Raw genomic sequence first — 25,029 nt, 5'->3', positions numbered from 1 at the left:
GCGGCGCAAAGCGAACTGCTTGCGCCGCCATGGGTTAGCAGCCGGGAGCAATCGAGCCAACCCAATCTGCGAGAAGTACCCTTCTGCCCGCGCAGCGCCGCCGGAATCAGGAAACCAGAACCTTCCCCAACTGCTCCCGCAAAAAAGCAACAAAAACCCGAATCGTCACCGAACTCTGCCGATGCTGCGGGTACACAGCGTAAGCCGTCGACACTCGAGGCAGGAACTCATCCAGCACGGTCACCAACTGACCGCTCCTGATAGCATCGGCCACAATGAAATCAGGAAGCCGAACGATCCCCAATCCAGCTACAGCCGCATCGCGAATCAGGTCCCCGTTATTCGCCCGCAGCGGCCCCCGCACTTCAAAACTCTTGACCGCCCCATCGACAACGAACTCCCAGCTCACCACCCCACCGTGCCCATACAGCAAGCAGGAATGCCGCTCCAGATCGGCAGGCACTTTGGGCGCCCCGCGCCGACGCACATAAGCGGGACTGCAACAGGCGACCATCCGCACATCGGCGAGCTTCTGCGCGATCAGCGTCGAGTCCGGCAACGTGCCGATCCGAATCGCCATGTCGAAGCCCTCGCCCACCACATCGACAGTGCGATCGCTCAGTTCCATATCGAACCGCACATCTCCATGCTTGCGTAGAAACATCGCCACGAGCGGGGACAGATGCATCATCCCGAACGACATCGGCGCGCTGACCCGCAACAAACCGCGCGGCCCGGCGCGCCGCAGCGACATCGCCTGCTCGGCATCCTCCACTTCACCCAGGATGCGCCTCGCGCGCTCGTAAAACTCCTGACCCAGTTCGGTCACGGCGAGCTTGCGCGTATTGCGGATCAGCAACTGCACGCCGAGCGCCTCTTCCAGCGCCATCACGCGCCGGCTGACGAACTGCTTCGATAGCGACAGCCGGTTGGCCGCCGCGGTGAAGTTATGGGCGTCGACCGTGGCGACAAAGATCCGCATGTCATCGAGTTGCATTATATTGTCCACCCATACGTGACAGTGTTTCCTATATGGACGCGATTATATACACCCAGATTGACCTACACTCTCCTTCATTGATCGCGGACAAACATCTGGCCGGATCGCACAAACCAGGGAGAAATACGATGCTCGATATCAGACACGCCAATCAACGCGGCCGCGCGGAGCACGGCTGGCTCAGCTCACGTCATACGTTTTCCTTCGCGAACTACCACGACCCGAAGCAGAACGGCTTCTCCGACCTGCTCGTGGTCAATGACGACCGCGTCGCGCCGGCACAAGGCTTCGGCAAGCACCCGCATCGCGACATGGAAATTTTTTCGTACGTGCTGGAAGGCGCGCTTGAACACAAGGACACGATGGGCACCGGTTCGGTGATCGTGCCAGGCGACATCCAGTTGATGAGCGCAGGTACCGGCGTTGCGCATAGCGAATACAACCATTCGAAAAGCGACCCCGTGCATTTCCTGCAAATCTGGATTGCGCCGGCACAAAAAGGCACGCCGCCGCGTTACCAGCAACGCCACTTCGGTGCGGATCAGAAGCGCGGCGTGCTGCGTCTGGTGCTGTCGCCGGATGGTGCGAGCGAATCGCTGGCGCTGCAACAGGATGCGCGCGTCTATGCCGGCCTTTTCGACGGCGACGAAACTGCCCGCCTCGAACTCGCCAGCAACCGCTATGCTTATGTGCACGTGGCGCGCGGCAGCGTGACGGTGAACGGCGTCGAACTTGGCGAGGGCGATGGTGCGCGGGTCCGCGGCGAAGAAGCGCTGACCTTCACGCAAGGTAAAGACGCCGAAGTGCTGGTGTTCGATCTGCGTAACATCGAAATGTCGGACCTCTGGTCTTAATCGGCTTCATCGGGGTTCGCCGCGAAGTGTGCGGCGAGCCTCACCTCTTTCTGCCCTATCGAGAAAAAATCATGCGCTACACGCTATTTGAAAACCGTAAAGACGAACTGATTCTCGTCTCCCGCATTCTGTTGATGGTGTTGTTCGTGATGTTCGGCTGGTCGAAGCTGACGGGCTTTTCAGGCACCGTCGCCTATATGACGTCGAGCGGCGCGCCGATGCCCGGGTTGTCCGCGATCATCGCCGTGGTGATGGAGTTGGTCGTGGGCATCGCGCTGGTGGTGGGCTTCTATACGCGGCCGCTCGCGTTGCTGCTCGCGCTCTATACGTTGGGCACGGCGCTCATCGGCCACCACTACTGGAACATGACTGGCGCGGTGCAGTACGACAACATGATTCACTTCTACAAGAACATTAGCGTCATCGGCGGATTGCTGCTGTTGTGCGTGACCGGAGCGGGAAAATACTCGTTCGACCGGCGGTGAAGTCACGCTTCAATCTCCGATAAAGAAACGCCGCCCGGCGTAAACCGGGCGGCGTTTTTTTTTATTACCTGCGGGTTCGCGCTAGCCGGCAAACTGCGCCAGCACACGCTCGCGCATCGCCGGCCGGATATTCGACTGCGCCATGTTGCCCTGATAGTGCGCGACCACACGCGGGTTCATCACGCGGCGGCCCGCAAAGGCCGCCGTCCACTGCCTAAAACAAAACCATCAAACCGCCAGCTCTGCGTCAGCCTCGCTGACCACTTCGTCTTCATCACTGCTGCGGATCAGATGATCGAACGCGCTGAGCGATGCCTTCGCGCCCTCGCCCACGGCAATCACGATCTGCTTGAACGGCACGGTCGTTACGTCGCCGGCGGCGAACACGCCCGGCACTGAGGTCGCGCCGCGTGCGTCGACGACGATCTCGCCGTGTTTCGACAACTCCACCGTGCCCTTGAGCCACTCGGTGTTCGGCACGAGGCCGATCTGCACGAACACGCCTTCCAGTTCGACCTTCTTCGTTTCGCCCGAACGCAGATCCTTGTAAGCCAGACCGTTGACCTTCTTGCCGTCGCCGGTGATTTCAGTGGTCTGCGCCTGTGTCACGATCGTCACGTTGGCGAGGCTGCGCAGCTTGCGTTGCAGCACTTCGTCGGCACGCAGTTGTGCGCCGAATTCGAACAGCGTCACTTCACGGACGATACCCGCGAGATCGATCGCCGCCTCGACGCCCGAATTGCCGCCGCCGATCACCGCGACGCGCTTGCCCTTGAACAGCGGACCATCGCAATGCGGGCAGTACGCCACGCCATGATTGCGATACTCGCGCTCGCCCGGCACGTTGATTTCGCGCCAGCGCGCACCGGTCGCCAGAATGATGGTCTTCGCCTTGAGCACCGCGCCGTTTGCCAGACGCACTTCGTTGATGCGGCCCGGGATCAGCGCTTCAGCGCGCTGCACGTCCATGATGTCGACTTCGTAGCTCTTCACGTGCTGTTCGAGCGCCGTCGCGAACTTCGGCCCTTCGGTTTCCGTCACGGAGACGAAATTTTCGATCGCCAGCGTATCGAGCACCTGGCCGCCGAAGCGTTCCGCAACCACACCCGTCGCAATGCCCTTACGCGCCGAGTAAATCGCGGCCGCCGCACCCGCGGGACCGCCGCCGACGATCAGCGTATCGAACACCGGCTTCTTTTCCAGCTCCTTCGCCGCACGCGCACCGGCGTTGGTATCGAGCTTCGCGAGGATTTCCTTCACGCCGCTGCGGCCCTGGCCGAACACTTCGCCATTCATGAACATAGTCGGTACCGCCATGATCTGGCGCGCTTCGACTTCGTTCTGGAACAGCGCGCCGTCGATCGCCACGTGGCGGATGCGCGGGTTGATCAGCGCCATCACGTTCAGCGCCTGCACGACTTCCGGGCAGTTCTGGCACGACAGCGAAAAATACGTTTCGAATCGATAGTCGCCGTCGAGGTTGCGGATCTGTTCGATCACCGCATCGTCGAGTTTGACCGGATGGCCGCCGACCTGCAAAAGCGCGAGGACGAGCGACGTGAATTCATGCCCCATCGGAATGCCGGCGAAACGGATGCCCGCATCCTTGCCCGGCTCGCCGATCGAAAACGACGGCTTGCGTTCGTCGTCGCCGCGACGCTCGATCACGGAAACACGCTCTGACAGCGAAGCGATATCGTTCAGCAATGCCAGCAGCTCCTGCGATTTCGCGCTGTCGTCGAGCGAGGCGACGATCTCGATAGGCCTGCTAACCTTTTCGAGGTACGTTTTCAACTGAGTCTTGAGATTGGCGTCAAGCATGGCTATTCGATTCCGTGACGAGGGGTGTTGGGTCCCGGGCGCCGCACACATCCGGATAGGAAGCGTGCAGCCCGGGGACGCGCGGACCGCTCCATGAAGCGATCCGCACGGAGATGCGCCGCAGCGCGGCGCTTACTGCGGTGGGACCTGGACCTTAGATCTTGCCGATCAGGTCGAGCGACGGGGTCAGCGTTTCAGCGCCCGGCGTCCACTTGGCGGGGCAAACTTCACCCGGATGAGCCGCGATGTATTGTGCAGCTTGCACCTTGCGCAGCAGTTCGCCGGCGTCACGGCCGATACCGTTGTCGTGGATTTCGCACAGCTTGATCTCGCCTTCCGGGTTGATCACGAACGTGCCGCGCAGCGCCAGACCTTCTTCTTCGATCAGCACGTCGAAGTTGCGCGAAATTGCCAGCGTCGGGTCAGCCAGCATCGGGTACTTGATCTTCTGGATCGTGTCCGACGTGTCGTGCCATGCCTTGTGCGTGAAGTGCGTATCGGTCGACACGCTGTAGATTTCGACGCCGAGCTTCTGGAATTCGGCGTAACGATCGGCCAGGTCGCCCAGTTCGGTCGGGCAAACAAACGTGAAGTCAGCCGGGTAGAAAACGAATACCGACCACTTGCCCTTCAGGCTTTCTTCAGTGACGGTCACGAAATCGCCGTTGTGATAAGCCTGTGCCTTGAACGGTTTGACTTGACTGTTGATGATCGGCATTTGCTGAGTCCTCTTTGCTGAGTGGTTGGAAAGTGGAGTCAGTATGTCAGACGTCGCTTAATAGGTAAAGCGGATTGTGTTAATCATAGCAATAGTTTTACGCTATTTATCGACCCGCCGACAGCTATCGCGCCGGATCAGTCTTTCATAAGCCGCCAAAGGGTCGTGCGGCCGATTCCCAGCGCCCGGCTCGCCGCGGCTCGGTTGCCGCCAGCCTCTTCAAGAGCGCGCATGGCGTCCTCGCGGGTCGGGGTGCTGCGGGCCGGAGCATCATCAGCGAGATGGGGCGCCGAGGCTGGCGCCGCGGCCTGCTTCATCCGCCCGAATTCAGGAAACACCGCTTGCCGATCCTGCCAGGCCTCGCCGGCCGGATCGCTCAGGTAGATCGCGGCGCGCGCCAGCAGGTTCTCCAGCTCCCGGACGTTGCCGGGCCACGCATAGTGCTCGAACAACGGCGTGAGGAACGCCAGCACACGCTCGAGCGCCGCATCCGGCAGCCCGTATTGGAGCGCGCTGCGGCTTAACAAGTGCCGCGCCAGTTGAGCGACGTCGCCGCGTCGTTCGCACAGCGGCGGCAATTCTATCTGAAGCAGGTTCAGACGAAAATACAAATCCGCGCGGAACACACCCTGTTCGACCAGTGCATGCAGATCGCGGTGAGTGGCGGCGATCACCCGCACGTCAATCGGCGTCGCGCGCCCCGAGCCGAGTTTCATCACTTCACGTTCCTGCAACACGCGCAGCAGACGGCTTTGCAGCGCCGCCGGCATCTCGCCGATCTCGTCGAGGAAAATCGTCCCGGTGTGGGCGATCTCGAAGAGGCCCGGCTTGCCGCCGCGCCGCGCGCCGGTGAACGCGCCCTCCTCGTGGCCGAACAGTTCGCTCTCGATCAGCCCTTCGGGCAGCGCCGCGCAATTGAACGCGACAAACGGATTGCCGCGCCGCCGGCTGGCGTTGTGGATGCCCTGCGCGACCAGTTCCTTGCCGGTGCCGCTTTCGCCGCTCAACAATACGGTCGCGTCGTGCGCGGCGCCCGCGCGCGCGAGCCGCCGCACCCGCTCGAGCGCCGCCGAGCCGCCGACCAGATCGTCCAGACTGCGCCGCGCGACCAGTTGCTTCGGCCGCTGGCTGGTGCGCAGCGAGCGGTCGATCCGCTGCGCGATCAGCGCATCCTGCACCGTCACCACCGAACCGGAACGCAAACCTTGCTCGACGATCGGCACGCAGTTGACGATCAGCGCACGGCCGCCGATCTGCTCGATCCGTTCTTCGACCGGCGCGTCGTGCTCGAGCGTCTCGCGCAGCAGCGGTCCGACGGCGCGCGCCAGTTGCGCGGGCACGTCCTGTTCGCGGTCGAGGCCGAGCAGATCGAGCATCGCCGGATTGACGGCTTCGAGCTGACCGGCGTCGTCGAAGGCGGCGACGCCGTCGCGCAGGTGAGCGACGATCGTGTTCAGACGCACGCGCTTCGATTCCTTCTGACGGCTCACGCGCGCCAGTTCGACCGAGCGCTCGAACGCTTCTTCAACCGCCCCGAGCGAGTACAGAAAGACGCTCTCCAGGCCGGCTTGCTGGGCGAAATCGCATGCCATGCCCGGACCGATGATGACGCTGCAACCTGCGGCGGCCAGGTTGTCGACGGCGAGCCGCACTTCGTCGACCGAACGGTACGCGCGCTGCCGCAGACCGACATTCAGCCACGCGCCGAGGTCGGCGAGTTCGTGCGAGATCGTTTCATGCAGCACGAGGCCGATCTGCGCGCCGGGCCATGTGGTGGTGGCGCGGGTGATCGCGCTCAGCACGTCGAAGCCGTTCACCTTGACCATCACGACCGGCACGCTCAGGTTATCGCGCAGGTAGGCGCCGTTCGATCCGGCCGCGAGGACGACGTCCACCGCGCCGGCATCGACATAAGCCTGCAACGCGGTGACGGCTGCGCCGTAGCCTTCGCGGACCGGGAAAAACCTGGCGCGCCCGGCGTAGCGCGGCGCAACCGTTTCGCACAACGTCTGCAGGCGGCTGATACTGACGAGAGCAACGCCGGGGCGGCCCGGATTCGGGTTGGCAAGGGACGGCGTGAAAGTGGACACCGCGACACTCCATTCGTAGCTGAAACGTTCCATGAAACGTTTCATGGAACACGCCGGCCATTCTGCCATGAACCACCGTGCCACGCCCTACCGCCTAACCTACTGATTGTTCGACGCAAATCTGCGCACCCGCGACTGGCATGCTTCCTGCGCGCCATGCTGGCCTTTCTATCCCACTTCAGATGATCCGGAGACAAACTGTCATGAGCACTTCTTCCGCCACCCGCCGCGCCGCCTTCCGCGCCAAAGTCAACGAACGCCAGGGCCTGCTCGTGCCCGGCGCCTTCAACGCGATGAGCGCGCGCGTGATCGAAGACGCCGGCTTCGAAGCGCTCTACATCACGGGCGCCGGCGTCACCAACATGTCGCTCGGGTTGCCCGACCTCGGTTTCATCGGCCTGGCCGAAGTCGCCGAACACACGGCACGGATTCGCGACGCGGTCGCGCTGCCGCTGATCGTCGATGCGGACACCGGCTTCGGCAACGCGCTGAACGTGCGCCAGACCGTGCGCGTGCTCGAGCGCAGCGGCGCCGACGTGATCCAGTTCGAAGACCAGATCATGCCGAAGAAATGCGGCCACTTCGCCGGCAAGGAAGTGGTCAGCACGAGCGAAATGGTCGGCAAGATTCGCGCGGCCGTCGACGCCCGCGAAGACGGCAATCTGCAAATCATGGCGCGCACCGACTCGGCCGCGGTGCACGGCATCGAAGACGCTATCGAGCGCGGCCATCGTTTCATCGAGGCCGGCGCGGACATTCTGTTTATCGAAGCGACTGAATCGCTCGCCGACATCGAACGTCTGCCGGCGCTGTTCGACAAGCCGCAACTGATCAACATCGTGATCGGCGGCAAGACGCCGGTGCAATCGCGCGAAGCGCTCGCGAAACTCGGCTACGGCATCGTGCTGTACGCGAACGCGGCGCTGCAAGGCGCGGTGCTCGGCATGCAACGCGCGCTCGGCACGCTCAGGAGCAACGGCCGCCTCGACGAAGACGCCACGCTGGTCGCGCCGTTCGGCGAACGCCAGCGGCTCGTCAACAAGCCGCTGTACGACAGGCTCGATCGCGAGTACGCGGCGAAGGACTGATCGGCGCGACGACCTCGCAGTGTTTCCGGCGCGCCTGCGCGCGTCGGCCGCCGGCTTGAGTTACGCCACTGTTACGGCCCTCTCAGGCGGTGTCGTGCAGGTTATTGCGTTAGGATTCAGGGCTGGCGGCTACGTCACTGACACGTCACTGACACGTCGGCACGGGCCGCGATCCCGTCGCTCGCCCACCTGCCGGGGATGCCGGAAACACGTTTTCGAAAGGTAGTCGCAAGAACATGAAGTCAAGACAATCTCGCGGTATGCGCCGCCAAGGTGGTGGCGGCGTCGAATTCACGCGCGGTGCGATGAGGCAGGTGCAATGACCGGCGGCAGCGCACGCAATTCGCACGTCGGCTGGCTGCCCTATATCGTGGCGGCCACCTTCTTCATGGAGTACCTCGACACCACGGTGATCGCCACCGCGTTGCCGCAGATGGCGCACTCGTTCGGCGTCGGCCCGAACAGCCTGAGCCTCGGCATGACGGCTTACATGCTGGCGCTGGCGATTTTCATACCGGCGAGCGGCTGGGTCGCCGACCGCTGCGGCTCGCGCACGGTGTTTTTCAGCGCAATCGGCGTTTTCACGGTGGCTTCGGTGTTGTGCGGTTTGTCGCAGAACGTGACCGAGTTCACCGCCGCACGGCTCCTGCAAGGCATCGGCGGGGCGATGATGGTGCCGGTGGGCCGTCTGATCGTGGTCCGCAGCACCGAGAAGAGCCGCATGATGCAGGCGATCTCGACCATCACCTGGCCGGCGATTGCCGCGCCGGTGGTCGGACCGCCGATCGGCGGCTTCATCACGACCTATGCGTCGTGGCGCTGGATCTTTCTGCTCAACGTGCCGTTCGGACTGGCGGTGATGGCCATCGCGATCGTGCTCGTGCCGAACCTGCGCGGCAGCGAACGCAAGCCGCTCGACGTGGCCGGCCTGCTGCTGAGCGGCGCGACGCTGACCGCGATTCTGTACGGCGCCGAACTGGCCAGCCAGCCTGGCGAGAATCCGTGGATTGCCGCGGCATTCATCATCGGCGGATTGCTGGTTGGCATGGTGGCGTTCCAGCATGCAAAGTGGCATCCGCATCCGCTGATCGACGTATCGACGCTGAAGATCCCGACCTTTTCGGTGACAGTGGTAACGGGTTCGCTGACGCGCATCGGCATAGGCGCGGTGCCGTATCTGATGCCGCTGCTGTTCCAGGTCGGCTTTGGCTTGTCCGCATTCAAATCGGGCTTGCTGCTGCTCGCGAGCGCGCTCGGCAACCTCGGCATGAAGGCGCTGACCACGCGCATCTTGCAGCGCTACGGCTTCCGGATGGTGTCGATCGTCGACGTGACGGTGGCCGGCGTGTTCATCATCGCGTGCGGCCTGTTGACGCCGAATGTGCCGCTCGCGCTGGTGCTGTTGGTCGTCTTCGTTTACGGCGTGGCGCGCTCCATGCAATTCTCGACGCTGGCCACCCTTGCCTACGCCGACGTCGCCCAGCCGCAGATGAGCGCGGCCAGCACGCTATGGAGCGCGGCGGCGCAGATGATGATCGGCTTGGGCATCGCCTTCGGCGCCGTGTCGCTGCGTGCGGCTGCGTTCTTCAATGGCGAGACGACCGGCCGCGTATTCACGCTCGACGACTTCCGTCTCGCGTTTCTGTTTGCCGGGGTGCTGACACTGACATCGGTGGTCGGCTACATGGGTTTGGCGCACGACGCCGGCCACAGCATCGGCGGCGGGTCGCGCGGCGCCGAAGATCCTGTGAAAGGCTGACGGCGAAGCTGGCAAGAAGCTGGCAAGAAGCTGGCAAGAGGATGACAAGAAGCGGCAGCGGTGCGAACGCTGTCGCCTCCTTTTGATTGACGTTAGCGGAACAAGCGGAGACTTGCGATGCAAGCAAACGACCTGACGATATCGAGCAACAAGGACGACCTCGACATCGAGATGATTTACACGTTTTTGTCGCAGGAGACAGCATGGGCGAAGGACATGCCACGCGCGACGCTCGAGCGGGCGCCTCAACCGTAAGCCCTCTCCCGCATCCACTTGGTCATAATCCACTTATCACCGCCGAGCACCGGCGCGCCCCCATGCAAGGTCAACGGATCGAGCTGCCGCTGCCCATTCATATACCGGAAATACACCGCTCCGCCCTGCCTGGCCGCGACTGACATACCCGCCTCGGGAAAAATCGTCTCCCCGCCGTCAGCGACATCGTTCAAATAGACAATCAGCGTAGCCACACGCTGGCCCCCTTGAGCGGTATGCACAGCACTACCCGGCTGATCCGGCGGAAAATAATCGAAATGCGGCCGATATTCACCGCTAGTGCCGTAATGCAGAATCTGCAGCCCCTCGCCGTTTTCGACCGGCCAGTTCATCAGACTCGAGATGCGCCGGTCCATCTGCTCGATGAACGCATCTTCGCCGCGCTGAAACCAGATGCCTTCGCTGGTGCGATTGCGAATCACGTCTTCCTTGCCGGTCTCGGGATTGACGATGGTCGAGCGTTTGAGCCGGTGCCGCGAGCGTTCGATCAGCTCGCCGCACTCGCCAGCCGAGAGCACGTCGGCAAACACGATCAGTTGGGGCCGTTCGCAGCGCATCAGCACCCTGACGTCGCGATCGTACGCGTGGATCAGATTGCCGCTCGCGACGGGCGTTTCGTCGTACTGGTACGTGTGTGGCACGGCTGGCGTCAACGCCGCCTCAGTCGCCCCGTGAACCAGGCTGGCCACGTCAGCAGGGGTCGTGCCAAAGGCATTGTGCACCGCCGCGCGCGCGGCATCGGTTGCGAAACCGGCCTGCACCATTGAATCGATCATCGACTCCATGCTGCATCCGCGGTCCACATTGGTACTCAGCCAGTGTTCCCAGGCTGTATCCACTACAGGCATAGCATTCCCCATTCGTCGGCATGACGAAATACTGCATCATCCGGCCGGATCAAGGCAAGCGCGAGACCGGGCGCTCGCCGCTCACGCCCGGCGTTGCCTGCGTCGATAGAGATCGAGGCCTTTTTTCGCCTGCGCCCTGATCGCGCGTTGCACGAACGGCGTCCAGCCGAGCACCGCGCCTTTGACGCCCAGCGCCTGACGCGCCCAGCGCCACAGGTCGAAACTGTCGCGATGCTCGACGATGCGGCCGTCGCGAAACACGAAACGGGCGTCGATCCGGTTGACCACCATCCGGCCCGTCTGGCTGAACGTGTAGCGGGCCACCCAGTGAGCGCGGCCATCATGCCCTTCCGCTTGAACGCCGTCGAAGGCCAGAGAAAAATCCTGCGCGCGAGAAATCAGCATGCGCCACATATCGCGCGCTTCTTCACCGCGCAGCTCGCCAAACGCAGGATCGCTGAAAACCACGTCGTCGGCATAACAGGCGGCCATGGCTTCGGCGTCGCGCTGTTGGAACGCAGTGTAAAAACGCTCGATCAATTCGGTGTTGGGATGGCTCATTTTTCTCTGTTGCAGGTTGCCCGCTCCCGAAACAGCCAGGCGGGAAAACGCGCGCGCAGCTTCACGTGCACGCACGCCCGGGCGATCAGATGCGCGTCTCGTCCTGCCTTCACGCAATGTGACGACGGTAATATAGCGCTCTTAATAACGAGTCGGGGTTATCGCATGATCCGCAAGCTGTTCGCATCTATCGTGGTTATGGCTGGAGTGGTGACGGCGGCGCCCGCCGTCGCGCAAGACAACACGGTCAACGTGCTGTACGCCGGTTCGCTCGTCAATCTGATGGAGCGCAGCGTCGGCCCGGCGTTCGAGAAAGCCACCGGCCAGCAATTCCGCGGCTATGCGGCGGGCTCCAACAAGATCGCCAACGAGATCAAGGGCAAGCTGCGGCGCGGCGACGTATTCATCAGCGCGAGCCCGAAGGTGAACGGCAGCCTGATGGGTGAAGCGAACGGCGATCACGTCACGTGGTATGTGAACTTCGCCGAATCGCCGTTGATGATCGGCTATAACCCGCGAAGCAGATTCGCCGCGGATTTCAAGAGCAAGCGCTGGGATCAGGTATTGCAGGAACCGGGCATCCGCATCGGCCGCACCGATCCAAAGCTCGATCCGAAAGGCGCGTTCACCGTCGAGATGATGACCAAAGCGGCTGAGCTCTACCATCAACCCGACCTCGTCGAGAAGACGCTCGGCGCGGCGGAAAATCCCGCGCAGGTCCTGCCCGAGGAAACCCTGGTTGGCCGCCTGCAATCCGGTCAGCTCGACGCCGGCTTCTTCTACTCGACCGAGACCTCCGACCTGAAGATTCCGGCGATCCGCCCGGCGCCGGAATTACAGGCGAAGGCCAGCTACACACTGACGATTCTCAGCGATGCGCCGAACCACGCCGGCGCGAGCAGCTTCGTCGACTTTCTGCTGAGCGCGCAGGGTCGCGCGTTGTTGAAGCAACACGGCGTAGACGTCGTCAAACCCACCGTGAGCGGCAACGTGCAAGCGCTGCCGCCTTCGGTGCAGGCCGTGATCGACGCGGCGCAGTAACGCGGTGAAACATACCGCCGCGCAACCGCTGCTGTGGCTGGCGGCGCTCCTTGCCGTCTACCTGTGCGCGCCGTTTATCGCGAGCGTGCCGCAGCTCGGCGCCGCTGATTGGGCGAATGTCGACTGGCGCGCGACGTGGTCGGCGCTCGGCGTCTCGGCAGCGAGCGCAAGTGCGGCGGCGCTCGCGATTCTGCTGGGCGGCGTGCCGCTCGGCTATTTTCTGGCGCGTTCGAAGTCGCGCAAGGTGGCGCTGCTCGGCTTCATCGTGCAGTTGCCGCTCGCGCTGCCTCCGCTCACGAGCGGCGTGCTGCTGCTGTTTCTGGTCGGACCGTACAGCTGGGTCGGCCGCTTCACAGGCGGCGTGCTGACAGATTCGTTCGCCGGTATCGTGCTCGCGGAAATTTTCGTGGCTGCACCGTTTCTCATCATCGCCGCGAAATCGGCGTTCGCGGCTGTCGACCCGGTATTCGACGACGTCGCCGCGACGCTCGGCCATCATGCCGGCAGCCGCTTCTTCCGGGTCATGCTGCCGGTAGCGTGGCCGGCGATCCGCGCGGGACTCGCGCTCGCATGGCTGCGTGCGTTCGGCGAATTCGGCGCGACCGTGATGGTGGCCTATCACCCGTATTCGCTGCCGGTGTACACCTATGTGGTATTCGGCGGCCAGGGCTTGCCGGCGATGATGCCCTTGCTGCTGCCGACGCTCGCGATTGCAATCGTCTGCGCGGCGCTATCGATTTACAGCGGCAGATACGCCGCCGCGATTGAGCAAACCGAAAACGGCGACGACACTTTGGAACCCCGCGCGGATCTCGCCGCGAGCCGTGCCGAGACACCCGATCTGCGCCTCGCCTTTCACTTGCGACGGCATTTAGGCGCATTCGCTCTCGACATAGCGTGGGCGCCCGCCACCCGGCGCCTTGCGATCATCGGGCCATCAGGCTCCGGCAAATCGCTCGCATTGCGTCTGATTGCCGGACTCGAATCCAACGCGTCGAGCTCCGTGCAACTCGGTGCGACCGATTTGAGCACGCTGCCGCCCGAGCGTCGCCAGATCGGCTACATGCCTCAGGACTACGGCTTGTTTCCACACATGACGGTGGCGCAGCAGCTGGCGTTTCCCGTCGACGCCGACATGGCCAGCGCGCGTTACTGGCTCGACCATCTGGGCCTCACGCACCTGGTTGCGCGCCTGCCGCATCAATTGTCGTTCGGCCAGCGGCAGCGGGTGGCGCTCGCGCGGGCGCTGACGCGTCACAGCGAATTGCTGCTGTTCGACGAACCGTTCGCCGCGCTCGATACGCCGCGGCGGCGGCGTTTGCAGCAGTCGTTGCGACGCTTGCAGCGCGAGATAGCGGCAGTGACCATTATCGTCACGCATGATCCCGATGAGGCTGCGCTGCTGGCGGATGAGGTGCTGGTGGTTGAACAGGGACGCGTGCTGCAGGCGGGTTTTATCGATTCGGTTTTTGAGCGGCCGGCTTCGATGCGAGTCGCCGAATTGCTTGGTTTGCACAATGTGGGCGAAGGCGTGGTGACGGCGCCGGGGCGGGTTGAGATCAGCAATGGCTTGGTGCTCGAGACTGGCGATCGCGGGTTTGCTGCCGGACAGCGGGTGATGTGGCGGGTCTTTTCTCACGCGGTTGTTATCTCGCCCGATGGGGCTTATTCCGGTGTGGTCGAGGCCGTCGAACTGCGGCGCGGCGAGCGATATGTTCGCGCGAATATCGCGGGGGTAAGGTTCGATATTCCTGGAGAAGATGCCCGCTTGCGCGAGGGGACTGAGTGCCGGGTTGGGATTTTTGCTTCTGGCGTTCTGATTTGGGATTTAGGGGTTTAGATTTTTTGCCTTTGGGGGCAACGCCGCAGGCACACCAACAATGCCGCCGCCAAAGGCAAAATCAAGTCTCAACCCTCACCAGCGTGAGCCCGGGCCCTCACGTCGCTGAAAGCAACATCCACCAGCAACTTGCCGGAATCAAACACGGTAACAAACGCCTCATCCCAATCACCTTCAACAGTGTGATCATCCCATGCGACCGGCAGCGTCGTAGTCCGATACTCACCGGTGTGACGGTTCCGCAGCAGAGTGAGCCGCCCCTTCATCGACCGCTTCCCAGCATCTGTAACAGGGTCCTTCCACACGTCGTACCACTCATTACCCAGCTTGATGGCCGAGCACTTCATCGCGAACCGTTGCGTATCGCGATTGATCTGCTGCAACAGCGCTCCCCCCATGCCGAACACAATGTTATCAGCCGCGTAGCCGGCATCATCCATCGCGGCAAGGATGGCTTCAATCGAATCCGGATTCACGCCGTCGCCCTGAATCACCCTCACGTTGTTGAGCACACGGCGACCCTTGCTGTTCACCTTCGAACCAAACGACGCCTCAAGCGCCCGCAGGGTCTGCAGCACAATCGTCAGCGGATCCCCTGAGTCGGGACGGATCACCAGCGTGCCGCCCGAATCGAGCACCGCCTGCTTCAGTTCCGTGCCCCACACTTCGAGCGCGGCGAACAGGTCGTATGAATCGGACACCACCGAAACAATCGCCCCCGGCTTGCCGAACTGCGCAATCATGTTGCGAAACGCATCGGTCTCGCGCTCGCGGCCCCAAGACGTGATCGTGCTGTGCTCGGCCGCCGGCACCGAAAACGCCGCCATCGTTTCGTTGTAGTAGTGGTTTGCCGCCACCACGCCGAGCACCGTATCCGAACCCATGAAACTGACGAGATGCGCCGAGCCGCCGATCGCTGCCGACTCCGCGCTCGACACGCCGCGCGAGCCGAAGTCGTGCAGCTTGAACGGCAGTTGCGTGAGGTCGTCGCTGCTCTTCTCGAGATAGCCGCGGATAGTCTTGCGCAAATGCCAGCTCTGCGTGGCAACCGTAATCGGATACCACACGCGCATCAGCATCGTCTCCAGATACGAGGCTAGCCAGAATACCTGCGGGTCGTCGCATTCGACCGTTACCAGCACGTTGTGCGTCGGCACTACCGATCCTTCCTGCACCGCGCGGATCCGCACCGGCATGTAACCGCCATGGCGCTCGACGATATAACGCCAGCCGGCTTCGTTAAATGGTTCGCCGTGGCCCGCGAAAAATGCTTTCGCCTGATCGATCATCGCCGGAGTGACAGGCCGGCACAGATACTCCTTGATCAGCATCTGCAAGCCGAAGAACAGCGTGCGGTCATAGCGTCCGCCGCGCGACTCGATATACGAGAACATCGCCGATGCGCCGGGCGGATATTGCAGATAATGCGACGCCTTGTACGAATCCGTGTTGAGGATCAGATTGGACAGGATCGAGGCAATATCGTTGAGACCGTTGATATCGTTTTGCATGGCTAGAACTCCTCTAGACCGTTGAGTTGCCGCCAGGTCTATCCCGGCGGAAAGGGTCGATCAAAGCTTGCTCAGAAAGTGATGAGCGATATCGAAGTGATCCTCGAACATCACGTTGCGCATGGTGGCCAGGACGTTTAACGGAATCCACTGCGCCTTGTCGGCGTCGTCGCTCCCCTTCACGCGCGGCAATTCGCCGAGCGGAAAGTGAAACAGAAACGCATGTGTAATAGTACGTCCGCGCAGCGAACGATGCGGATGATCGAACACCTGACGATCCTTCAGCGAACCGCGCATGACGGGTTCGGGCAGTTTCAGCCCGGTTTCCTCGCGCAACTCGCGAATGCAGGCGGTTTCGAGCCGCTCGTCCTGATTGACGAAGCCTCCCGGCAGTGCCCACAAGCCGCGCCCGGGTTCACTGCGGCGTCGCACCAGCAGAATGTGGCCGGAATGGACGACTAACGCGTCGACCGTCACGAAGGTCACCGGATAGGGCGCGGCGGCCCAGGCCTTCTTATAACCGGCGATGAATTCAGCTTCGGATTTCAGTTGCGCGAATTCGGGCCGCTTGCGGAATTGTTCGAGCCACGCAAAGACTGGCGCGGGCACGGCCCATTGCACAAAACTGTTGCTGCGTTCGGCGAATAATTGCTCGCGGATTTCTGTGGCGGAGATGTCCTCCGTCGCTTCCACGTCGATCAGCTCCCACTGCGGGAACATGCGCAGGTAGTACGAAGATGCGTCTTTTTCGTGGCCTATCAGCGCGATTTTTTTGCCCGCGATCTCGCCGAGTTCCGCTGCTACCGCATCCTGGGTCCAGCGAAGCCAGTCGCCGTCGTTGTACGTTGAATCTTGTACTGCAGTGACGGTGACGCGCTCGCGGTCTTGTGCGCTCAGCATGGACGCCAGCATTTCGCGACGTTCTTCGAATGAGAACGGGTCTTTGATCGTGCGAGGTTTGTCTGTTGATCCTATCAGGATGCAGACTTTTTTTGCCAGCGCCAAGGCGCGGCGCAGGACATCCAGGTGTCCGCGGTGCGGAGGTTGGAAGCGGCCAATGAAAATGACTGCGTCGTAACGCTTTTGTGGTGATGCGGTGCTCATGAGGCTCCCTCAAGAGATTCTGGCGGTCTTCGGTCTGTCCGTTAACCGTGTGGATAGAGTAATGGGTCAGCTGTTTTTTCGTCAATCTCTATCCCAAGACGGGTCAATGCCCCGTCTTCAACTGCGGCGGCAGATTCGGCTGCGTCGAGAACAGGCGGCCAGGTCCCCCTTGCGCGACTCGGCGATGGCCGGCCACAGCATGTCGGTCAGCAGGCCGATGCCTTGCGCCAGCGTGCTGTCCCTAGCCGACGTGACAAGCGGCACACCGAGTTCGAGCGCCTCGTTCACGTGCATTTCGTCGCGCGGCAGTTGATGCGCTATTTTCGCACCGAGGGCTTCCTCTAACGTCGGCAGGTTGACCCGCGCGTTCTTGTCGTATTGATTCACCACCACCCGTACCTTGCTGGCCGGGTAGCCGAGCCCTTTGAAAATGTCGAGCATGCGCCGCCCTGCGTACAGGTAAGGCGTGTCTTGCCGCACGACCATGCAGATTGAATCGCTGTGGTCGAGCGCCTGGACCGCGAGCGGATTGATGCTTTGTCCGATGTCGATCAGCACAGCGTCGTACTGCTCGCACACCAGCGCGAGAATCCTCTTCAATTGTGCCGGCCGCATTTCAGCGGCCCTGAGCGGATCGCCGGCGCCCGCCAGCACGTCGAGATCCGCATGCACGTGCATCACGCACGTTTCGAGGAAGGCGGGATCCAGCCGGTCGATCTGCGCGCATACTTCGGCGAGCGTCACGGGCGGCGGCTTGTCCGCCACCAGCAGGCTGATATCGGCGAATTGCTGATTCAGGTCGAGCAGCAGCACACGTTTGCCGCGCAGCGCGGCGAGCGTGTACGCGAGATTCACCGCGATCAGCGTGGCGCCGCTGCCACCCTTGCACGACGCGAGCGACACGACGCGGCCAAGGCGGCGCGCGCCCGCGCTGTTCTTCGCGTCGACAGGGTCGAGCGCATCGGGAATGCCACCTTGGTCGAGCGGCAACGACGTGACGTGCCGCACGCCGATGCGCGCCGCCGCCGTCAGCAACGCGGCCGACGGCGCCGGCGTCACCAGCATGCAATACAGATTCGGCGTGCAGGCCAGCGCCTCCTCGATGCCCACCAGATCGCGCGCGACCAGATCGATATCGTCGACGATCAGCACGTCGGTATTTCTGATCGCTGTGGCGTACACGCGCAGTTGCCTCGCCGTGCCGTGCACGGTGCGCAACCGATACGCAATGCCACTGTCTTCGAGGTGCGCGCAGATAAGCGACGCGCGTTCCGCGCAGGACGAAATCAGAAGGATGTCGATCATGTGGACTCTCCGCTGGCTTGAACCCATTTCGCTGACCACGCCGTGAGCACCCGCGCCAGCTCGACGATGCACTCGCCCTGAGCGAGCCGGAGACGGCGCGGGTCAGCATCGACGCCGGCGGCCACGCTTACGCTGACGATCGGGCGAGAGCCGTTGCAGCCTCGCGCGATCACGGCGGCGCCGACACCGGAGCCGGGCAGATAGCTGTGTGTCAGGTGTACTCGTCGGGATCGGGCCGGCGAACGTCGGGGTCGCGATCGCGGCCCCGTCCGGCCGAAGCCGGTATCTCGTACATCGCGTCGCGCAACGCTTCGCGCTGAAGCTCTGGCTGAACCTTGCGCTTCATCGCTTCAGCGATCACGAGCGTCAGCAAGTCTGCCGACGGCCCGGCGAATAGCGCACGCGGCGGCGCAAAACGACGCTGATAAGAGCGATCGCTACCGCGAAGATCGGCGCCGCGATCCGTGATGCGGCGCTCCGGCCGCGATACGGCCAGTTTGCTGTTCTCATCCATGACATCCCCCGAATGGTAGGCCTTCCCAAGATCGGTTCCAGGCGGGCCGTGTCTGCACAAACGCGCAGACACGGCACCTGGCTTTCCTCGTAACGTGCGCCTCTCTATGGAGGCTCTGGTCATTTCTCCCCGCCTCTTCGCGCCGGCTGGTCCTGGCCGTGCGCTGCCCCTTCCCTGTTTCGTGTTCCTCGCGCTGGTGAACAACGCGAGCGAGCACGCTGCCTGTCGTTATTGCCGCTTTGTACGGCTTGGCCTCCGTCGCGCTGCCTCATCACCGGAACAGTTCGCCCAATCGGAATCGAACGCCCATCCCGTTCGGAATCCTGCGCGCATGCATGTCCCATAGCTGCCCCGTAGCGCGGCGCAATGGGCCGTGTCAGCTGCATCGCATATGGCCCGACCGGATCACGCCGCCCCAAGTCCGTCCAACCGGACGGAAAAAGTGGCGGGGTCATCGCTTCACGTCATCCCGGTCACGAAGGGCCGATACCCCGTATCGATCGTTCGTGCCGTCTTGTTGGATGTCCGTTTCCCAGTGGCCCCGCCGCACCCTCGTAAAACGCCTTGGCTTCCCCGGCCGCGCCTACGAAGTCTGTGATTGCGGTCGGCTATTTTTACCTGCTGCGTCCCCGCGCTTCCGGCTCCCCGACTGCAATGTATTTCGTTTGCGAATCCCTTATCGCAATGGCTATGCCACCCACGCCCAAACCGTTGCCGGACGGCGATGTGCGATCTAACGCACCCTGCCGGACGGTACTTCGCGTCACGCGATGATTCGTACATGACACGCTTTGCGCAGACGCGCTCGCGCATCGGAAATAAACGGCTCGCGTTTTCCGGCCGGATGAACCTTGGTGTGCCGCTTCTGGCAACGCTTTGCCGAGCGATCCGGTCAAATGTTCCGATGTCCGGCAAGCGAAACAGTCCGCGAGGCAAGCCGCCCGATTTGTCGCATACGTGAGACACGATGGTCTGAAGGCGTCGTCTCCGTCACACGAGTGGCCCGCAGCCGCTTGCATTGCTGTGCGCGACACCGCGCGCCACGGGCATTGACCGGCTATTTATGAAGGGCAAAGCCAGATAGCACGTCACACCGAAATCGTTTCTGAATCCAGATTTGTTTGTATGGCGTTCTAAAGAGCTTTCGCTTATCGTTAAGCAATGCGCCACATAGAGCGCCGTAAATCAGGCTAACGAGGTATAAACGGTGACTGTAATTCGGGGATGAATTCGTTTGGCGGAAACGGCGTTACGCGCCGTTTCCGCTTTCTGTCCCATGTGTAGCAACCGGTGGCTTCCGCCGCCGCTCCATGCCCCCGCGATTGCCGCTACCGTGAATGCGTGACCGCCGGGCTGCCGCAACAGAGTTCGAACGCGGCTGCAAAAACCATGCTCGAGTCCGTACAGCCGGACCGGCTGGCTCAGTTGACCGGGGTCCGGCACCGCTTGCCGGACCGTCCAATGCATTGAAGAGCAATCGAGAGAGCAGCATCGAACCGGGGGTACAACATGACTACGACCTGCATACCTGGCGACACGGAACGCACCGTTCTGCATGTGTCGAACTCGCCCGATCAAAAGCTCGCCAGCTTTCTTGCGGCTTCGGGCTGGCAAGCGGTGCACGCCAAAAGCACCGCCATCGCCGAGCGCATGATCGAGCGCGGCAATATCAAGGTGGGGCTCGTCGAGTTACCCGGCAATTGCACCTCGCAGCATCTGTCGGCGCTGGCCTCGTGCATGCGGCGCGTCGAAACCAACTGGGTCGCGCAAATCGCCCCAGGGCAAGCGGACGACGAACTGGTGAGCCGCTTCATTCTCGACTACTGCTTCGATTTCGTGACACGGCCGTGCTTGAACGACCGGCTCGTGTTCGCGCTAGGTCACGCGCACGGGCTGTCGAGCCTGCGGCATGCACAGGTGGCGCCGGAGCCGTCCCTCGGGAGGCACGGCATGGTCGGGCACTGCGAGGCGATGCAGCAGCTGTACCGTCGGATCGACAAATGCGGGGTGACGGAAGCGCCTGTGTTCATCGCCGGCGAATCGGGCACCGGCAAGGAACTGACCGCCCGTGCGATTCACGACCGCTCGCCGCGCGCCGCCCAGGCATTCGTCGCGATCAATTGCGCGGCCATTCCGCCGAGCCTTCTGCAGGCCGAATTGTTCGGCCACGAGCGCGGCGCCTTTACCGGTGCGCTGCAACGCAAGCTCGGCCGGATCGAAAGCGCCAACGGAGGCACGCTCTTTCTCGACGAGATCGGCGATATGCCGCATGAATGCCAGGCGGTGCTGTTGCGCTTCCTGCAGGAAGGCACCATCGAGCGGCTGGGCGGCAGCGGCCCCATCAAGGTCGACGTGCGCGTCATTTCTGCGACCCACGTCGATCTGGACAAGGGCGTCGAAGACGGCCGCTTCCGCTCCGACCTGTATCACCGTCTATGCGTGCTGCGGCTCGTCGAGCCGCCGTTGCGCGAGCGCGGCGGCGACATCAAGCTGCTCGCCAACTATGCGCTCAGCATGTACAGGCAGGACGGCGCACGCAAGCTGCGCGGGCTGTCGAGCGACGCGATCGTCGCGATGGCGAACTATCCGTGGCCGGGCAATGTGCGCGAGCTGATCAACTGCGTGCGCCGCGCGGTCGTGATGAGCGAGGGGCGCTTCATCACGGCAAGCGATCTCGGCCTGCCGGAATCGGCGAACGGACCTGCCGTGACGCTGGCGGAAATCCGCGGCAAGGCCGAGAGAGACGCGATCGAACACGCGTTGCAGCGGCACGGCTACAAGCTGTCGGAGGCCGCGGTCGAGCTCGGTATTTCGCGGGCGACGCTCTATCGACTGATGCATGCCAACCGGCTGCATCAGGAACCCTCGGCCGGTCGCGCGTCGAATGCGGACGGCGGCGCGGATGCCGACGGGGAGGCGGAGCGGCAGGCGCCGTCACTGGTCTAGTTCCGCACGCGCGCGCAGCCCCGGCGGCCCGCGCGCCACCGTCGTCCCTGCTCGCGATAGTTCAGGTTGGAGTGAAACGTTCCGGCTCCGCCGGGAGGGATACTGGTCCCTGCCTTATCGGACAATTTTTCAGTTTCCCGGGAGTTTGGCTCATGGCTATTACCTGCTTTATTCGCTACCAGATCGATCCTTTTCAACGAGACGCTTTCAACGAGTATGCCGAAAACTGGGGGAAGATTATTCCGCGCTGCGGTGGTTTTTTGATTGGGTATTTTCTGCCCCATGAAGGGACTAATGACGTTGCCTGGGGATTGATCCGGTTTGACAGCCTCGCCGGGTATGAGGTTTATCGGGCCCGGCTTCGCGCTGATGATGAAGCGATTGCCAATTTTCGGTTCGCTCAGGAGCGGAGATTTATTCTGCGGGAAGAACGGACGTTTACCGAGGTTGTCGAGGGGGCTTTTGGTTTGAATGCCATTCGGTAGTTTTTTCTTGATTTTTTCTTGATAAAGCCGAAAGAACCACGACAAGGAACTTGTCCCCCACCCTCATGTCGCTCATACATCGTCGAGTGGCCTCGCCCGCGCCCCAAGGCAAGCCACAAAAATCCAAACCTCGCCCCTGCGCGGCGCCCAATGCCCTCAATAGCCAAACCTATGCGCAAACTACTCCTCATCGGGCTCCTGGCCGTCTTCGCCTCACCGGCCCTCCCCGCGACGGCCCAGGCAGCGCCGGCCTCGAGCGCGTCGATCACCCTGACGCCAGTGCAGGCCCGCCAGGCCCTCGACGTCCTCAACGACCCCAAACGCCGCGCGCAAGTCACCGACACGCTCCAGGCAATCGCCGCCGCCGGCGCACTCAGCGCGCCACCCGCTTCGTCCGTGGCGGCAGCGGCAGCAGCCGCATCAGCTCCAGCGCCGGCTAGCGGCGCCGCCAGCTTCGTCCCGACAGCATTTCAATCGAATGGCCTCGCCTCGCAACTGGCCCGCCAGGGCGCCCATTGGGCCGTGCGCCTCGGCATGTCGTTGCGCCGTTCGGTCGCCGCGCTCCTCGACGTGTCGTCGGTCCGCGCCTGGTGGAATTGGCAATCGACCAGCCCGCAAGCGCGCAGCGTGCTGGCCCATGCCGCATGGTCGCTGCTCGCCGCGCTGCTGCCCGCGCTCGCGCTGGAATGGCTGGCGCGCCGGCTGCTGCGCCGCGCGTATAAGGCGCTCGCCGCGCGCCGGGAACGTGACGATGAAGACGATGCGCCGCGAGCCGGTCCGCCCGCCGACGTCACGCCGCAGCCGGCCGATTCGCCCAACGTAGCGCCGCCGGTAGCCGATTCGCCCGAGACAGCGGCTGCAACGCCCAGCACATCTGCAACACTCCCCGTAGCCGGCAACGCCGCGGACGCCAAAGGCAAGTGGCACGCCGCGCATCACTGGACCCTGTTGCAACGCCTGCCGCGCGCGATCCTGAGCGTGGCGCTGCGGCTGCTGCCGCTCGCGGTGTTCGTCGGCGCGGCCAGCGCGCTGATGTCGATTTTCGCCGACGGCGGCACGCCGCCGGACCGCGCGCTCGATTCGCTGATCGACATCTACGTGTTGTGCCGGGTGATCGTGATCGTCAGCGGCTTCTTTCTGCAGCCGGCCGCGCCGCGTCTGCGTATGTTGCGCATGAATGACGCGTGGGCCGCCTTCGCGCAGCGCTGGATGGTGCGTATCGTCAGCGTGGTGGGCGCGGGCTCGGCGGTCGCGGAGATCGCGCAGTCGCTCGGATTGAACGATGCGGCGCACCTCGCGCTGATGAAGGTGGTCGCGCTCGCGGGTCACGTGATGATCTCGATCCTCATCCTGCAATGCGCCAAGCCGGTCGGCGAACTGATCCGCACGCGCTTCGCCGCGCGCGAGTCGCTGGAAATGTTCGGCAATGCGCTCGCCGACACATGGGCATGGTTCGCGGTGTTCATCGTGATGGGGACGTGGTTCATCTGGGCGCTCGACGTGCAGAACGGCTATCGCATGCTGCTGCATCTCGGCGGCATTTCGCTCGCGATTCTGATAGCAGCGCGGGTCGTGTCGATCGTGATCTTCGGCGCGCTCGCCCGGCTCTTCAACGTGCAGGACGACGACGCCAAAAACTCGCTGATCCATCAGCACGCGTATCGCTATTACCCGCTGTTGCGCCGGATCATCTCGTGGATCATCGGCATCGTCACCGCGCTCGCGCTGCTGCACGTCTGGGGCGTCGATCTGAGCGGCCTGTTCCGCGCCGGGACGATCGGCCATCGGCTGGCCTCGGCGGTGGTGACGATCGGCGTCGCTGCCGTGATCGCGCTGCTGGTGTGGGAAAGCGTCAACCTCTCGGTCGAACGGCACCTCGATCGCTGGACCAGCAGCGGCGATCTGATACGCGCCGCGCGCTTGCGCACCCTGCTGCCGATGCTGCGCACCGCGCTCTTCTGCGTGATTGCCCTGGTGGTGGTGCTCACGGGCCTGAGCGAACTCGGCGTGAATATCGGACCGTTGCTGGCGGGCGCCAGTATCTTCGGCGTGGCGCTCGGCTTCGGTTCGCAAAAACTGGTGCAGGATTTCATCACCGGCATTTTCCTGTTGATGGAAAACGCGCTGCAGGTCGGCGACTGGGTGACGCTCGCGGGCGTGTCCGGCACCGTCGAATATCTGTCGATCCGCACGGTGCGGCTGCGCGGCAGCGACGGTTCGTTGTACACCGTGCCGTTCAGTTCGGTATCGACGGTCAACAACACCAATCGCGGACTTGGCAACGCGGCGGTGAAGGTCAATATCGTGTTCGGCCAGCACGTCGACCTGGCGATCGCCACACTCAAGGAGATCGGCGCGGCACTGCGCGAAGACGAGCAGTTCAGGGACGGCATCCTGTCCGACTTCAGCTTCTGGGGCGTCGACGCGCTGGACGGCTCCGCGGTGACGCTGGCCGGCCAGATCCAGTGCCGCGACAGCGCGCGCTGGGGTGTGCAGCGCGAGTTCAACCGCCGCATCCTCGACCAGTTCAGCGCGCGCGGCATCGAGATCGCCAACCCGCAACGGCACCTGCTGACGTGGGACCCGGAGAGCGCACCGACGAAAGATGAAAGCAGGCACGAACCGCCCGCAAACGCGCCGCCCGCCAGTGCCTCGTTGACGGCTGCGGCCAGCAAGGCCGACGCGCCCGTGGAGGATCAACTGCCCGTCGACCCTAAACCGGCCGGCGGCCCAGGAACCCCAGCCAATCCTGGTTCGACCTCGCCGCATGAGTGAAGTAAAGA

General features: G+C 63.1%; 20 protein-coding genes. 10 read left to right on the top strand and 10 right to left on the bottom strand.

Features of this window, described 5'->3' with window-relative positions; all coding sequences use genetic code 11:
* Positions 1–106: 106 nt before the first annotated feature.
* Positions 107–997, bottom strand: coding sequence for a LysR family transcriptional regulator (locus AC3WLT_RS19350; protein ID WP_492593301.1), 891 nt, complete (start codon positions 995–997; stop codon positions 107–109).
* 131 nt (positions 998–1,128) lie between these two features.
* Between AC3WLT_RS19350 and AC3WLT_RS19345 the strand changes: the two genes are divergently transcribed.
* Complete coding sequence (locus tag AC3WLT_RS19345) at positions 1,129–1,854, top strand: pirin family protein (protein WP_492593300.1); 726 nt, start codon at positions 1,129–1,131, stop codon at positions 1,852–1,854.
* A 71-nt stretch (positions 1,855–1,925) separates the two neighbouring features.
* Complete coding sequence (locus AC3WLT_RS19340; RefSeq protein ID WP_492593299.1) at positions 1,926–2,339, top strand: DoxX family protein; 414 nt, start codon at positions 1,926–1,928, stop codon at positions 2,337–2,339.
* 228 nt (positions 2,340–2,567) lie between these two features.
* Here the strand turns inward: AC3WLT_RS19340 and ahpF are convergent, their stop codons facing one another.
* From ahpF to prpR, 3 genes are all read right to left on the bottom strand, one after another.
* Positions 2,568–4,160: an alkyl hydroperoxide reductase subunit F gene (gene ahpF / locus AC3WLT_RS19335; protein WP_492593298.1), complete on the bottom strand. Its 1,593-nt coding sequence runs from the start codon at positions 4,158–4,160 to the stop codon at positions 2,568–2,570.
* A 154-nt stretch (positions 4,161–4,314) separates the two neighbouring features.
* A complete protein-coding gene (gene ahpC / locus AC3WLT_RS19330; RefSeq protein WP_492593297.1) occupies positions 4,315–4,878 on the bottom strand; it encodes an alkyl hydroperoxide reductase subunit C in 564 nt (187 codons plus the stop codon).
* A gap of 137 nt (positions 4,879–5,015) precedes the next feature.
* Positions 5,016–6,968 carry a propionate catabolism operon regulatory protein PrpR gene (gene prpR / locus AC3WLT_RS19325; RefSeq protein ID WP_492593353.1) on the bottom strand — a complete coding sequence of 651 codons (1,953 nt, stop codon included), beginning with the start codon at positions 6,966–6,968 and terminating at the stop codon, positions 5,016–5,018.
* A 203-nt stretch (positions 6,969–7,171) separates the two neighbouring features.
* On the opposite strand from prpR, the gene AC3WLT_RS19320 reads away from it, so the two are divergent.
* The 3 genes from AC3WLT_RS19320 (at position 7,172) to AC3WLT_RS19310 (ending at position 10,070) form a co-directional block, all read left to right on the top strand.
* A complete protein-coding gene (locus AC3WLT_RS19320; RefSeq protein ID WP_492593296.1) occupies positions 7,172–8,056 on the top strand; it encodes an isocitrate lyase/PEP mutase family protein in 885 nt (294 codons plus the stop codon).
* Between the two features lie 319 nt (positions 8,057–8,375).
* Entirely contained in the window at positions 8,376–9,815 is a 1,440-nt protein-coding gene (locus AC3WLT_RS19315) for an MFS transporter (protein WP_492593295.1), read from the top strand.
* Between the two features lie 117 nt (positions 9,816–9,932).
* The gene (locus tag AC3WLT_RS19310) at positions 9,933–10,070 is read left to right on the top strand and encodes a hypothetical protein (RefSeq protein WP_492593294.1); all 138 of its coding nucleotides are present in this window, start codon (positions 9,933–9,935) and stop codon (positions 10,068–10,070) included.
* Here AC3WLT_RS19310 and AC3WLT_RS19305 read toward each other — a convergent pair.
* The gene (locus AC3WLT_RS19305; RefSeq protein ID WP_492593293.1) at positions 10,061–10,939 is read right to left on the bottom strand and encodes a 2OG-Fe(II) oxygenase; all 879 of its coding nucleotides are present in this window, start codon (positions 10,937–10,939) and stop codon (positions 10,061–10,063) included. The two genes, AC3WLT_RS19310 and AC3WLT_RS19305, sit on opposite strands and share 10 nt — an antisense overlap.
* Before the next feature lie 81 nt (positions 10,940–11,020).
* The gene (locus AC3WLT_RS19300; RefSeq protein WP_492593292.1) at positions 11,021–11,500 is read right to left on the bottom strand and encodes a nuclear transport factor 2 family protein; all 480 of its coding nucleotides are present in this window, start codon (positions 11,498–11,500) and stop codon (positions 11,021–11,023) included.
* 165 nt (positions 11,501–11,665) lie between these two features.
* Here AC3WLT_RS19300 and AC3WLT_RS19295 point away from each other — a divergent pair, with 165 nt between their 5' ends.
* Both AC3WLT_RS19295 and AC3WLT_RS19290 read left to right on the top strand, forming a co-directional pair.
* Positions 11,666–12,541, top strand: a complete 876-nt coding sequence (locus tag AC3WLT_RS19295) for an extracellular solute-binding protein (RefSeq protein WP_492593291.1) — start codon at positions 11,666–11,668, stop codon at positions 12,539–12,541.
* Between the two features lie 4 nt (positions 12,542–12,545).
* Entirely contained in the window at positions 12,546–14,381 is a 1,836-nt protein-coding gene (locus tag AC3WLT_RS19290; protein WP_492593290.1) for an ABC transporter ATP-binding protein/permease, read from the top strand.
* A gap of 68 nt (positions 14,382–14,449) precedes the next feature.
* On the opposite strand, the gene AC3WLT_RS19285 is transcribed toward AC3WLT_RS19290, so the two are convergent.
* The 4 genes from AC3WLT_RS19285 to AC3WLT_RS19270 form a co-directional block, all read right to left on the bottom strand.
* Positions 14,450–15,892, bottom strand: coding sequence for a nicotinate phosphoribosyltransferase (locus AC3WLT_RS19285; RefSeq protein WP_492593289.1), 1,443 nt, complete (start codon positions 15,890–15,892; stop codon positions 14,450–14,452).
* A 60-nt stretch (positions 15,893–15,952) separates the two neighbouring features.
* The gene (locus AC3WLT_RS19280) at positions 15,953–16,996 is read right to left on the bottom strand and encodes a bifunctional nicotinamide-nucleotide adenylyltransferase/Nudix hydroxylase (protein WP_492593288.1); all 1,044 of its coding nucleotides are present in this window, start codon (positions 16,994–16,996) and stop codon (positions 15,953–15,955) included.
* 117 nt (positions 16,997–17,113) lie between these two features.
* Positions 17,114–18,301 (bottom strand): CpaE/TadZ family protein, encoded by a 1,188-nt coding sequence (locus tag AC3WLT_RS19275; RefSeq protein WP_492593287.1) that lies wholly within the window; start codon positions 18,299–18,301, stop codon positions 17,114–17,116.
* 211 nt (positions 18,302–18,512) lie between these two features.
* Positions 18,513–18,815 (bottom strand): hypothetical protein, encoded by a 303-nt coding sequence (locus AC3WLT_RS19270; RefSeq protein WP_492593286.1) that lies wholly within the window; start codon positions 18,813–18,815, stop codon positions 18,513–18,515.
* 1,509 nt (positions 18,816–20,324) lie between these two features.
* Between AC3WLT_RS19270 and AC3WLT_RS19265 the strand changes: the two genes are divergently transcribed.
* From AC3WLT_RS19265 to AC3WLT_RS19255, 3 genes are all read left to right on the top strand, one after another.
* Entirely contained in the window at positions 20,325–21,761 is a 1,437-nt protein-coding gene (locus AC3WLT_RS19265; protein ID WP_492593285.1) for a sigma 54-interacting transcriptional regulator, read from the top strand.
* Between the two features lie 152 nt (positions 21,762–21,913).
* A complete protein-coding gene (locus AC3WLT_RS19260) occupies positions 21,914–22,246 on the top strand; it encodes an NIPSNAP family protein (RefSeq protein ID WP_492593284.1) in 333 nt (110 codons plus the stop codon).
* Between the two features lie 171 nt (positions 22,247–22,417).
* A complete protein-coding gene (locus tag AC3WLT_RS19255) occupies positions 22,418–25,021 on the top strand; it encodes a mechanosensitive ion channel family protein (RefSeq protein ID WP_492593283.1) in 2,604 nt (867 codons plus the stop codon).
* The last annotated feature ends 8 nt before the right edge of the window (positions 25,022–25,029 follow it).

It is taken from the genome of Paraburkholderia sp. FW306-2-2C-D06C, from assembly GCF_058781505.1.
The sequence above is the reverse complement of the archived record's forward strand: the minus strand, read 5'-3'. Positions and strand labels throughout refer to the sequence as shown.